The sequence below is a fragment of the Verrucomicrobiia bacterium genome (assembly GCA_035574275.1).
Taxonomy (GTDB): Bacteria; Zixibacteria; MSB-5A5; order DSPP01; family DSPP01; genus DSPP01.
Window position 1 is genome coordinate 26,779 of the sequence record DATLYY010000075.1, and the last position, 11,904, is coordinate 38,682.

11 protein-coding genes are annotated in these 11,904 nt (G+C 53.9%); 4 read left to right on the plus strand and 7 right to left on the minus strand.

Features of this window, described 5'->3' with window-relative positions:
• Positions 1–20 precede the first annotated feature (20 nt).
• The 7 genes from VNL73_10460 to VNL73_10490 form a co-directional block, all read right to left on the minus strand.
• Positions 21–821, minus strand: coding sequence for a FlgD immunoglobulin-like domain containing protein (locus VNL73_10460; GenBank protein HXF49827.1), 801 nt, complete (start codon positions 819–821; stop codon positions 21–23).
• Complete coding sequence (locus tag VNL73_10465; protein ID HXF49828.1) at positions 814–2,445, minus strand: hypothetical protein; 1,632 nt, start codon at positions 2,443–2,445, stop codon at positions 814–816. The genes VNL73_10460 and VNL73_10465 overlap by 8 nt, the downstream gene beginning before the upstream one ends.
• A 91-nt stretch (positions 2,446–2,536) precedes the next feature.
• The gene (locus VNL73_10470; protein HXF49829.1) at positions 2,537–3,490 is read right to left on the minus strand and encodes a hypothetical protein; all 954 of its coding nucleotides are present in this window, start codon (positions 3,488–3,490) and stop codon (positions 2,537–2,539) included.
• Between the two features lie 1,024 nt (positions 3,491–4,514).
• On the minus strand, positions 4,515–5,462 hold the full coding sequence (locus VNL73_10475) for a diguanylate cyclase (protein ID HXF49830.1): 948 nt from the start codon (positions 5,460–5,462) through the stop codon (positions 4,515–4,517).
• Entirely contained in the window at positions 5,449–6,393 is a 945-nt protein-coding gene (locus VNL73_10480) for a tyrosine-type recombinase/integrase (protein ID HXF49831.1), read from the minus strand. Before VNL73_10480 ends, VNL73_10475 begins: the two co-directional genes overlap by 14 nt.
• Positions 6,393–7,688: a M20 family metallo-hydrolase gene (locus VNL73_10485; protein HXF49832.1), complete on the minus strand. Its 1,296-nt coding sequence runs from the start codon at positions 7,686–7,688 to the stop codon at positions 6,393–6,395. The genes VNL73_10480 and VNL73_10485 overlap by 1 nt, the downstream gene beginning before the upstream one ends.
• A gap of 9 nt (positions 7,689–7,697) precedes the next feature.
• Positions 7,698–8,192: a ComF family protein gene (locus VNL73_10490; GenBank protein ID HXF49833.1), complete on the minus strand. Its 495-nt coding sequence runs from the start codon at positions 8,190–8,192 to the stop codon at positions 7,698–7,700.
• A 363-nt stretch (positions 8,193–8,555) separates the two neighbouring features.
• Here VNL73_10490 and VNL73_10495 point away from each other — a divergent pair, with 363 nt between their 5' ends.
• Genes VNL73_10495 through tmk form a run of 4 tightly spaced genes read left to right on the plus strand, consistent with a single transcriptional unit; the run spans position 8,556 to position 11,902 of the window.
• Positions 8,556–9,155: a CDP-alcohol phosphatidyltransferase family protein gene (locus VNL73_10495; GenBank protein ID HXF49834.1), complete on the plus strand. Its 600-nt coding sequence runs from the start codon at positions 8,556–8,558 to the stop codon at positions 9,153–9,155.
• Positions 9,152–10,075, plus strand: a complete 924-nt coding sequence (locus VNL73_10500; protein ID HXF49835.1) for a PfkB family carbohydrate kinase — start codon at positions 9,152–9,154, stop codon at positions 10,073–10,075. The genes VNL73_10495 and VNL73_10500 overlap by 4 nt, the downstream gene beginning before the upstream one ends.
• A 21-nt stretch (positions 10,076–10,096) precedes the next feature.
• Complete coding sequence (locus VNL73_10505) at positions 10,097–11,239, plus strand: inositol-3-phosphate synthase (GenBank protein HXF49836.1); 1,143 nt, start codon at positions 10,097–10,099, stop codon at positions 11,237–11,239.
• Between the two features lie 9 nt (positions 11,240–11,248).
• Positions 11,249–11,902 carry a dTMP kinase gene (gene tmk / locus VNL73_10510; GenBank protein ID HXF49837.1) on the plus strand — a complete coding sequence of 218 codons (654 nt, stop codon included), beginning with the start codon at positions 11,249–11,251 and terminating at the stop codon, positions 11,900–11,902.
• The last annotated feature ends 2 nt before the right edge of the window (positions 11,903–11,904 follow it).

Below are 11,904 nucleotides of genomic sequence, written 5' to 3' on the forward strand. Positions count from 1 at the left end.
TTTTTACAATTCGGTTTCGCCTATTTGATAAAGCTCATCTTTATCGTCTTGACGAAATCCCCGGCCTTGATTTGGTATAAGTAAATGCCGGATGAAACGGCCTGTCCCGTCTGGTCTTTTCCATCCCAAACCACTTGGTAATATCCGGCTCCTTTTTCCTCATTCACCAGCGTTGTCACGACTTGTCCCAGAATGTTGAACACCCTCAATTCAACCTTTACTGCTTGGGGCAGGGCATACTGGATGGTCGCCGTCGGGTTGAACGGATTCGGGTAGTTCTGCCCCAATTCAAAGTGGGTGGGCACGGTGGGCCGTACGGCCACCTTTTCCTCCGGCGGCGGTTCGGAAAATTGCTGCCCCGCCCCGCAGGAATCGGGCGTGGCTTCCGCCGTCAGATAGGGGGTTCTATCCACGTTCCCGGAGAAGTAGCTGCTGGGAGGGGGAACCGAATCCCACCAGTTCCCTTCCGCCTTTATGGTACCGGTTGGGGAAGAGGACTTGATGACTGCCTTGGCCCCGGAGGTGGCGGTGCTCATCCAGAAGTTGTTCCTCCCGCAATCCGGAGGATTGGGAACCGGATATATCCCCCCCAGTTTGGTCTTGTAGCTTCTACTCGAAACCGCGGCCTTGTCGAAATAATTGAACGTGGAGTTATAGACCACCACCGTGGCCGTGTCTCCGCGAACAGCCAAAGCGGTATCCGCATAGCTGAAGCGGGTGAATTCGATGTTCGCCCGGCCCGGATGATTAATCACGACCCCGCCCCAGTCCGTATTCGAGGGGGAACTGGCGGATGAAGTGGAAATGATGGAATCATCCACCGTTCCTAGGCAAGTCAGGGTTCCGTTTGACAATCAGCTCGCTTTTAGTGCTATAGCCCCCCGAGCTTTGGTTATCCTCGTTTTTCTGGAATATAATGGTCGTTCCCGGCTCGATGGTTAGGGTGACCCCGGAATCCACGGTGATATCCCCCGTTATCGCATATACCCCCGGTCCCCACGTAGTGTTTGCTGAAACATGCCCATACCAGTTGTTGACCAGAAGGTCGGCGGTGGCTGAATGGTACAAAGTGTCCGAAATATTTCGATTGGCCAGATGGGAAGGGATATTTTGAACGCGCATAGAGTTAACAATGGAATCCCGGTATCCGTCGCTGGAAGGATTGCTCAATCCATCGAAGGTGGCCTTCGGACTTCCATTCCAAAAGCAGGTTCCGCTCTGCACCTCATTCGGTTGATAACCGTAATAGAACTTGTTTATGATTTTTGCGCAGTCCAAGCTGTCCCGTCCATAAACAGGATTGGGAAGGGTATCGGCGCCAACTCTTCGGCACAAGGTATCCAGATTCCACAAGCCGTGCGCCAGCTCAACGTCGATAAGCTTGTTAGACCGTACACGAGTGTTGCCGGTTGTATCTATGTGCCAGATGAGCAAGCCATAGCCCTTGAAGAATTCCTCCCATTTTCCCCTTTGATCCGAAAAGGGATTAACCCCGCGATGGTTGGTCACCAGAAAATACTCCCCGGAGCTTTTGGACACTTTGTAGATGGTCCCGGTTGTCAAATAGTCCGGGATGGTCTCTACATAGCGGGGGGCCGTTACTTCGGTGGCTGTCGCCCATCCGAGCTTGATGCGGTGGTAGGGGTCGATCGGCACGGCCCGATTGTTGGGCCAGCCCGCCCCCATAATGGAAAAAGAACCCAAACCCCACCAAACGTTGCCCAAGCCTCCGTATAAATCATCCAAACCGAGGCAGTGGCCCCATTCATGCGCGGATATGGCCAAAGCCAATTGGTCCGAATTGGCAAAAATGTTCAGCCCGTTCCCCCCAATATGCCCTTCCCCACCCACGATAAGCATCGGCAGACCACCGGAAGAGTCCTTGGTTTCGAAGGACGCCTTTATTAGGGTGGTGCCCCGCGCGCTCACGTTCATGTTGGTCACTATCAAAAACACCGCATCCACCACGTTATCGCTGTCCGCATCGTAGTTCGCAAAGTTTATGTCTTCATCGGCCTGCGTGAGTATGCTGTCTATAAATTCCTCAAAAAATACCGGGTCAAACTCCGTATCGGGAAAGATGGCCGTCTTGTAGCAGAAAAGCGTATCCCCGTCCCGCCCGAAGGGGGTTATTTGCATGCGGTAGTTTCCCTGCGAGTTGTCCTTGAAATATTTCGGCACGCTCAACTGCTGGGTGGAATCCCAGATATTCTTCCACCAGAAGGGCAGGGTGTCTCTTTTTGGATGAGTGGTTGAATCCCAGGTAGCATAGATGGCCACTCCTTTCGCAACCCCGGTGGATGGTGCTACGGTCGGAGTTGCCGTTGTATCGACCGAAAACCGGCATTCGAAGTCCGGTTCCGCTTCATCGCTTTTTACTTGTAAGGGAAGGAAAACAAGAAAACCGAAGGCAAGAATCCACGAAAACTTTTGAAGCCGCGACATAAATCCCTCCTTGTTAATGGCTTCCAGCGAAAAAAAACGTTTCTCCAATTAAGACGGCTTTCAAGCTATAAGCCCGGAGGGTCTCTTTCTTTCATGGTGCCCTAACCCTAAATAGTGACCAAATTCCAATCAGTATTAACGAAGCGGCCAACAATGCCCGTCCCTCTTTCGTTAATCCCGGTACTCTTTCCAAGTTTATCTGACTAGCCACAAAGATATCATTACTACCATAACCCCCAAGGTCTGGCGAAGCGAAAAATAACCGGCTCCCGTCCGGAAGAATTGATGGAGTGCCGGCCCGTCCCCCTATCTGCGATCGTAGGTCAATCCCCGGCTTCCAAGTGAGGCCGTCCCACTCGCAAACAAAAATACTTTTCCCATCTTCAACGTATCGGTCATAATAAAACCACATACCCTCCTGCGTTACTGAAGGGTATTGCGAACCATTGCCACAATGCCCCAGGTTCGGAGCCACCTGCATCGGTACCGACCAACTGCTGCCGTTCCATTCGCTTACGTAGAAACCGCAGCGGCCATAAGGGTTCAAGCTGTCCGGGTCTGAAGTTTCTGAATAAAAATACAGGTGCATCCCATCCGGGGCTATATGAGCTGAAAATTCCACGCCCGAGGTATTTACGGGGGGACCCAAGTTAACGGGCGTTCCCCAATCATTGATGGAGGGATTCCAAGTGGAGACCCAAATATCCCAGTTATAGCCGTCTCTTTCAGCGTCAACGTAATAGAGCCGTTGTCCGTCCGGGGAAACGCTAGGGGATTGTTGGAAAAAAACACTCAAGTTGATTTGGGGGCCCAGCTTCTGCGCCACCGTCCATCCGGTATCAGACCACTCCGAAACCCAGATGTCCAAACTTCTGGTAAAAAAGAGTTCCTTGCCATCCGCCGTCAGAAAAGGGTCGGACTCCACATCTGAAGTGTTAATTTTCGGACCTAAGTTGACCGGTGGGGAAAAGACAGGCTGTGAGAAAAGCATTGCAGGGGAATAAACCAGTACAAAAGTTAAAAGCGCCCGGGTCGATTTATGCATAGTATCCTCCTTTATTTGGAATACGCAGCGAACCGGACGCATGATGGCGCTCCTTACCTCCCAATACCAATATAATCAGCAGATTTGGGTAATCCACTGACTCTATTAGTATAGATGCCGCCCCCCTGTGTCAAGAGTTTTTTAGCGCTTCGCGCTTGATTTTCGTCAAGTCATGATTCTGGAGAAAAAAGCGGGCTTTTAATTTAAGCCGATGTAATACCGCTTGTTACAAGGTGAAGCGAAACGGATTTAAAAGTTGGCCATTACTCCGGCCAATGCAGGGCGGCCGTCTGTCTTCGCTGGCAAATTCACCACAACTTCGGAGTGAATATTGCAGGGTGGGCCTATAGTAGAGGGACGTGGCTCGGGCTAACCCCCAAACCGCAAACCCTCTCGTGCAAACGGGTCGGTAATGGCGCCGCATTGGGCGTGCCTATGCCGAACCCCGTAAGGACTAAGGGTGCCGGTATCAACCACAAAACACGGCCACCCTCCCTTCCGGGGTTGATTTCCCCCCAGTGGTTGAGGGGAAAGGACGGCTGACTTTTCTTACCAACCGGTAACCCCGCTTTATCCTTGAAAGGGATAAGCGGTTTTAGACCCAAAGCGCCTTCGCGGGGGCCTGCCGCGCGCAGGGCAGAACAAATATACAGGCGGGCCGTACGGAGAGGACCACCATACGAGGGTTCTGAAACCCCGCAAAAGAGTAGGTTCCGTCTCCCACTTTCACGGCCGTTTTAAAACCTGTCGCACGTAAAAAAAAGAAACACAAAGCCCCAAACCCGCCCAAGGCGGGTTGAGGGGAAAAAAGGAAAGGCGAGAGGGGTAGAGCTCCCGCTCTGCCCCTCCCTCTCCTTAAAATGAACTTCCTGTCCCCCTGTACTTAAGGGGGACGGAGACGAAGTCCCAAGGGGTGGTTTTAAAAAACCTTCCCCAATCCTCCCGCTATACCTGCGCCCAAACTTTCAAAATCGCAAGCGAACTGCCTGCGTTTTTGACTCGATGGAATTGATGAGCGTATGAATTAATACTTCCTTCGCCGTTCCACCACAAAGCGGCTGGGGGGGCCCTGCACCTGCTTGGCCCGCTTTTTCAAATCCGCCAGCATATGGGCGATTTCCCCCACGTGGGTAAACGCTTTGTTCCGGTTGGGCAAAATGGCGACCGACAAAGTCATAATCGGGAACTCCTCCAGCTCCCCCTTGCGGTTGGTGGCGATTATTTTCCCCCTTTGCAAATCCTTTTCCGCATAGCGGGTGGGGATGAACAAATCGAAGGTGCGGCAAATGGCCGCGGAAACCGGCTCGGCTTTGTTCAAGGGAACGAGGTAGATGAAATCATCCCCGCCGATGTGGCCGACGAACCCGGTGGGGCACAAATCATACACCGTATCCCGGATAATCCAGGCGACCAACTGAATGACCCGGTCGCCGCCGGAATAGCCGTAGTAGTCGTTGTACGCTTTGAAATTGTCTAAATCGGCGTAGCAGACGGCAAAGCTCTCCTTTTCGGACAAGCGGCGGCGCAGCTCCAGTTCGATCGCCTGCGGCCCCGGCAGGCGCGAGGAGGGATTGACCGAAACATCTCGTCGGGAGCGGGAAAGAACCATTTCGATGCGCGCGGCGATGCGCTGGGAATCCCACTCGCCGGAGAGAAACTCATCCGCCCCGCATTTCAGCCCGAAAAGCTCGACGGTGCGGGTCGGATTGGGATGGTACAAAATCAAAGGGATGGAAGTGAGCGACGGATGGGCCTTGATCCGCTCGATTTGCTCCGCTTCCGCCTTCAAATCGCCGGAAGCGGCCATGAAAATGAAATCCAAAAAAAGCTTGGGGGAGCCGCGGTAAAGTTCCTCGTCGGAATGGAAAAGATGCAGCCGTTCCGGCCGGATGGAAAGGGTTTTGCAAAGTTCCGCCTGCACCTTGACGCCCGATTCATACAGGGCGGCGTGGAAGTTCTTAGCGGCCTTCACGCGGGTGGTATTGCCGGAAAACCTTCTTAAGATGCTCCGGCCTAAGGTGGGTGTAGCGCTCGGTGGTGGCAACGTCGGAATGCCCCAGATATTCTTGGACAAAGCGCAAAGGCGCCCCGTCCTCGAGAAAGTGGGTGGCCTTGGTGTGGCGGAAGGTGTGCGGGGTCACACGCTTTTTGATGCCCGCCGCGCGGACGTAGCCGCGGATGATTTTCAAAGCCCCCATCCGCGAAAGCGGCCGACCGAAACGGTTGGTGAAAATTCGCCCCTTGGAGCTTTTCTCTTCCCTAACCAAAAGCGGCCGCCCTTTCTTCAAATATTCCGCCGTCGAGAGTATGGCCTGCTTTCCCAAAAATACCTTGCGCGGCTTCCCTCCCTTCCCTTTCTCTATTTCGACCAAACCGGAGCCCAAATCCACCGCCGCCAAGGGAAGGTTCAAGGCCTCGGAAATCCGGCAGCCGGTGGAGTAGAGGAACTCGAGAATTGCCCGGTCCCGCAGTCCGAGGGGGGTCTTGGGGGGCAGAGAGAAGATTTTTTCCACCTCCGCGCTGGTCAAAACGGAAGGGGCAAAGGTTTTGATTTTGGGGGATTTCTGGTCCAAAATCCGCCCGTCCGTTTTCACTTTTTCTTTGAGCAAAAAGCGGTGGAAATTCCGCACGGTGGAAAGCCGCCGGGCCAAGCTGGCGGCCTTAAGGCCGGAAGCCATCTCGGCGGAAAGAAAGCCGTCCACTTCCTTCAAGCCGACCCCTTCCGGCGAGGAAAACCCCTTTTTTTGCAGGAATAGAAGATATTTGAGCAAATCGAGTCCATAGGAGGCCTCTGTATTGGCGGCCAGCCGTTTTTCCGACTTGAGCGTTAGGGTGAACTTCCCCCACCAGCTCCTATTTTCTGGGGACAAAACCTCTTCCGATAAGGTTCTCTTTTTCGGCATTACCAACTGGGTTTAAGGCATAGATGAGCGAATACTTGGGCGTCTCCGATTAAGTTGTCGATTTTGGCGTATTCGTTCGGCTGGTGGGCCATCTCGTCCATTTTGGACCAGACCACGGCTTTGAACCCCTTGCGGCGTAGAAGCGCGGCCACCGTGCCGCCGCCGATTCCCATCGGCTTCCCTTCCACGCCATACACTTTTTTAATTCCCTCTTTCAGCGCGCCGACCACGGAGGCATCCGCCGGGGTGGGCGGGGCGGAGGGTTCGTGGTGGAAAATGGAAACCTCGATTTTTACCGGCGTGTTGGAATAGTAGCCGTTCCCCGCCATCTCGGCTTCCACTTCGCGCGCCTTCTGTTTGACGAATTCCAAAACATCTAGTGAGTTATAGTTGGGCAGGATTCGGCAATCGAGGAAAAAAGTGTCCTTTCCGGGGATGGTGTTGACGTTGTCGATGCCGTTGAAGGGCTTCTTGGTCGGCTCGATGGTGGAGTGGGGCGGGTCAAAAATCTCATCCTTTTGCCCGAATTTCTGGCGGATTTCCTCCACTTTGCTCATCAATTTCGCCGCCGCCAACAAGGCGTTTTTCCCCAGATACGGCGTCGAAGCGTGGCACTGCTGACCTTGCGTATCGATGCGCAGCCAGAGAATCGATTTTTCGGCCACCTCAATCATCGTGCCGTCCGGCAGACCCGCATCCGGCACCACGATGATGTCGTCTTTCGCAAACAGTTTGTGATTATCGAGCAGATATTGAACGCCAAACTTGCTGCCGGTCTCCTCGTCCGAGACGAAAACCAGAGCGATGGGAAACTCCGGCGCGATTTTTTCCTCAAGAAAGGCCCGCGCGGCCATCACCGTGGCGACCAGTCCCTGCTGGTTGTCCTCCACCCCCCGGCCGATGACCCGGTCCGCCTCGACTTTGAGCGTAAACGGGTCCTGATTCCACCCTTCCCCGGGCGGAACCACGTCCAGATGGGTCAAAAACCAAATCGTGGGGGCTTTTTTTTGGCCCGGGATGCGGAACACCATGTTGGGGCGGGTTCCTTCGGGAACCGAGGGATCGAGCGCGTTGTATTCCTCCGGTTTGCCAAATCCGGCCGCTTCAAGATATTGGCGAAGCACCTTGGCTTTCGGCCATTCCCCCTTGCCGCCGTTGATGGGCCCCAAGGCCGGGATGGAGGTCAAGAGCCGCTCCAGTTCGATGAAGTCGTTGCGGGAATTTTTGATGCGAGTTGTGAGTTTCTCAAATAACTTTTCGTCAATCATAATCTCCTCTTCTACTTGATTAGTCATTACTTCTCCTCAATTTTCACTGGCCGCAGCCACAACGGCGGCGGAAATTTGGGAAGCGCCGGCATTCCCCAAAACCCGGCGGCATTCTTCCAGCGTGGCGCCGGTGGTCGTTACATCATCCAAAAGCAAGAGCTTCTTCTCTTTAACATCCCTTACAACCCGAAACGCCCCACGCACGTTGGCTAGGCGTTCGTTGCGGGTGAGCCGGGTTTGGTCTTTGGTTCGCTTTATCCTGCGGAGAGCAGGCAATATCGGAAGTCCGGTGGTTTTTGAAAGAGCACCCGCCAGAATCAAACTTTGATTGAATCCCCGGCTCCATTTGCGCGTCCAGTGCAGGGGTACAGGGACGATGGCATCCCAAACTGGTCTTGAATCGAATCCCATCACCAATTTTCCAAGTTCAGCACCTAAAAATTTTCCCGCTGGCTCATCACCGTAGTATTTCAGCCGATGAATCAGTTCACGGTTGTGCAAATCGAAAACACCGAGGGCGAAGACCGGCATTGCTGCTGTTTTATTGCAGGACGGGCAGGGAGACCCTGCCCCTACCGAAATAATTTGTTTACACGCCGAGCAAAAGGGGGCTTGCAGACGGGAGGAAAGTTTTTCGCATTGAGAGCAAATTAAACTGCCGTTTTCCAATCGTGCCCGGCAAATCCGGCAGGCAGGCGGGAAAACAAAACCGAGAAAATCATCAATAGGTTTACGGAAAGCCAACATAGGCGATAAAGTAAAAGGAGAAAGTTATCCCGGCAACTCTAATCTTTTCCCCACCAGTTAAAAAACATCAATATTTCCGCTTGACCGGTTTCTTGGTATAAACCTATATTCGCTATTTAGCCGTGCTTTTAAAACTGGAGGGAACTTTTGCACTATAAGCGCCGGGCGACTTACGAAGCCCGTTCGGAAATCTTCGGCAAGGTGTGCGTCCGGCTGGGGCTGACCCCCAACGTTTTGACCGCCCTTTCCTTCGGCTTTTCGGTTCTGGCGGGCGTTTTATTCTGGAAGCAGGAATTTCTCCTGGGAACGGCGGCACTTCTTTTGAACGCCCTGACCGATATGCTGGACGGAGCGACGGCCCGTGCGGGGAAGATGGGGACGGTTTTTGGCGGGGTTTTGGACCACGTGTCCGACCGGTATGCCGAGTTTTTTGTCTTGATGGGAATTCTGCTTTCCGGCGCCGTTCATCCGGGCTGGGTGCTTTTTGCCCAGTTTGGCATCATCATCGCCAGCTACACCCGGGCGGCGGCCGAATCGATTGGCAAAATGCAAACCTGCGCCGTCGGGATCGCCGGGCGGCTGGAGAAGTTCATCTTCTTGGTGGCCGGGGCGATTCTGCAGGAATTCATCCCGCAATACCAGCCGTTGATGTATGCTCTGATTCTGATGGGTGCCGTCTCCTACATAACCTCCATTCAGCGTTTAACCTTTGCCAAAAAACATCTGGGTGACCGGAGGGAAGAATGATAACGGCGGTGGGCAATCCGGTTTACGATTTAATCGTCACCCCCCGCATTTCGACCGACGGGCGCGTTCTGTCGGGCTGTTCAACAAACTTCGCTTTGGTTTTGGCCAAGCTGGGAATCCCGGTGACTTTGATAGGCAGCGCCGGGCCGGATTTTGCGGAGAAGTTCGAAGCAGATTTGAAGCGTTTCGGCATCCAGTATCAGCTTTTGCCTTCCAAACAAACCGGCGGCTTTTCGCTCCGTTACTACGGCGACCATGGGGAACGGGAATTGACCCTGCTTGGCGAAGCCGACCCCATCAAATCGTTTGACAAAGCCCACCTGAAGGCGGACTGGATTATGCTGGGGCCGATTTTGCAGGAAATTGACGAAAAACTTTTCGACTGGATAAAGAATAATTCTTCCGCCAAAATCTTTTTGGACCCGCAGGGGCTTTTGCGCGGCGTGCGGGAAGGGAAAATCTACCACGAATCGACGCCCCAGGTGAAAAAAATCATCTCACAGGTGGATGTGGTAAAGCCGAACGAACTGGAAACAAAAGTTTTAACCGGCATCGACCCGCGACTGGACCCCTACACCCCGGCGGAGGAGATCAAAAGCTGGGGGCCGAAAATCGTCATCATCACGCTGGCCGAGCTGGGCTCCGTGATTTACGACGGGAAGGATTTTTACGAAATTCCGGCTTTTGAGACGGAGGCCGTGGATGCCACCGGCGCGGGGGATACGTATGCGGGAGGATTCGTCTCGGCTATAACCAAGGGGTATGACTTGGAACGGGCCGGGCTTTTTGCCTCCTCGGTCGCCTCGATAATGGTGGAGAACACCGGGCCGGATTTTGAACTGGACTGGGAAGAGGCCTTGCGCCGGACGGCGGTTTTGGATAAACTTAAGCGTCAATCATTTCAGTTGCTGAAAAAGTAGTTTGATAAAAGGAGATAAAAAATGTCGGATAAAGTGAGAGTGGCCATCATCGGTGTCGGCAACTGCGCCTCTTCGCTCGTGCAGGGGGTGCAGTACTATAAAAACGCCAAGGAGAAGGAATTCATCCCGGGGATTATGCACGTCAACTTGGGGGGTTACCACATCCGGGATATCGAGTTTTCGGCCGCCTTCGATATCGACAAAAACAAAGTCGGCAAGGATTTGAGCGAGGCGATTTACACCAAGCCGAACAACACCTTCCGCTTTGCCGACGTTCCCAAATCGGGCATCAAAGTCCAGCGTGGGATGACGCACGACGGGTTGGGATATTATCTGTCCAAAATAATCGAGAAAGCCCCCGGCCCCACCGCCGACATTGTGAAGATTTTGAAGGACACCGGCACGGACGTGGTGGTCAACTATCTGCCCGTTGGCAGTGAGGAAGCCACAAAATGGTACGTGGAACAGGTTCTGGAAGCGGGGTGCGGGTTTGTGAACTGCATCCCGGTCTTCATTGCCCGAGAAAAGTACTGGCAGAAGCGCTTCGAAGACCGGGGGCTGCCGGTGATTGGGGACGACATCAAATCGCAGGTCGGCTCCACCATCGCCCACCGGGTCTTGACCCATCTGTTCCGCGTGCGGGGGGTCAAAATGGAGCGGACGTACCAGTTGAACGTGGGCGGCAACACCGACTTTTTGAACATGCTGGAGCGCAGCCGCTTGGAATCCAAAAAAATCTCCAAAACCAATGCGGTCACCAGCCAGTTGGACTACGACATCGGCGAGGATAACGTCCACATCGGGCCATCCGACTACGTCGCCTGGCTGACCGACCGGAAGTGGGCCTACATCCGGATGGAGGGGAAAACCTTCGGCGACGTCCCCCTGAATCTGGAAATGAAGCTGGAGGTCTGGGACTCCCCCAACTCCGCCGGCGTGGTGATTGACGCCGTCCGCTGCTGCAAGCTGGGCCTGGATCACGGCCTTTCCGGTGCTTTGACCGCCCCCTCTTCTTATTTCAAGAAATCCCCGCCGATTCAGTACACGGACGAGGAGGCCCGCCGGCTGACTGAGGAATTCATTGCCAAATACGGCAAAAAGAAATCCAAACCGCAGACCCTCAAGCTGGCCAAGGGAAAGCTCCGGGTCTCCCCGGAGAAATAGGTTTTTTGAATGGCCAAAACCAAAACCCCCCGCCTTGGGCGGGGGGTTTTTGTCACCTTTGAAGGAATTGACGGGTCGGGGAAGACCACCCAGGCCAAACTGCTTTATGAGGCCTTGAAGGAGGAAGGCCGGTCCGTCGTTCTTTTACGCGAGCCCGGGGGCACGCCCGTTGCCGAACAGATAAGAAGTATTCTTCTCGAGGAGAAAAGCGAACCGCTATCCCCGAGAGCCGAGATTCTTCTGTTTCTCGCCAGCCGTGCGCAGCTTGTGGAACAAGCCATCCTTCCCGCCTTGCAGGCAAAAAAAATCGTGATTCTTGAGCGGTTTATCGATTCTACAACCGCTTATCAGGCGTACGGTCGGGGATTCTCCCCGCAGTGGGTGGAGAAGCTCAACCGGTGGAGCGCGTGCGAGATTTTGCCGGATTTAACAATTGAATTGCGTGTTCCCGTCAAAGTCGGACTCGACAGGAAAAAAGGGGATCTGCCCGACAGAATTGAAAAGGAAGGAAGAGCTTTTGAAGAAAAGGTATTCAAGGGTTACCTCAAAATCGCCAAAAGGCACAGTCGCATTCGTATAATGGATGGGACTCCTGCACCGGCGGAGGTCGCCAAGGGGGTGAAGAAACTGGTGGATGATTATCTGAAAAAAGTCGAAAAGTAAGT

Bases quoted from the DNA above. Each gene is read 5' to 3' on its own strand.
- VNL73_10465 (HXF49828.1), bottom strand. From the start codon at position 2,445: ATGTCGCGGCTTCAAAAGTTTTCGTGGATTCTTGCCTTCGGTTTTCTT.
- VNL73_10470 (HXF49829.1), bottom strand. From the start codon at position 3,490: ATGCATAAATCGACCCGGGCGCTTTTAACTTTTGTACTGGTTTATTCC.
- VNL73_10480 (HXF49831.1), bottom strand. From the start codon at position 6,393: ATGCCGAAAAAGAGAACCTTATCGGAAGAGGTTTTGTCCCCAGAAAAT.
- VNL73_10485 (HXF49832.1), bottom strand. From the start codon at position 7,688: ATGACTAATCAAGTAGAAGAGGAGATTATGATTGACGAAAAGTTATTT.
- VNL73_10490 (HXF49833.1), bottom strand. From the start codon at position 8,192: ATGCCGGTCTTCGCCCTCGGTGTTTTCGATTTGCACAACCGTGAACTG.
- VNL73_10500 (HXF49835.1), top strand. From the start codon at position 9,152: ATGATAACGGCGGTGGGCAATCCGGTTTACGATTTAATCGTCACCCCC.
- VNL73_10505 (HXF49836.1), top strand. From the start codon at position 10,097: ATGTCGGATAAAGTGAGAGTGGCCATCATCGGTGTCGGCAACTGCGCC.
- tmk (HXF49837.1), top strand. From the start codon at position 11,249: ATGGCCAAAACCAAAACCCCCCGCCTTGGGCGGGGGGTTTTTGTCACC.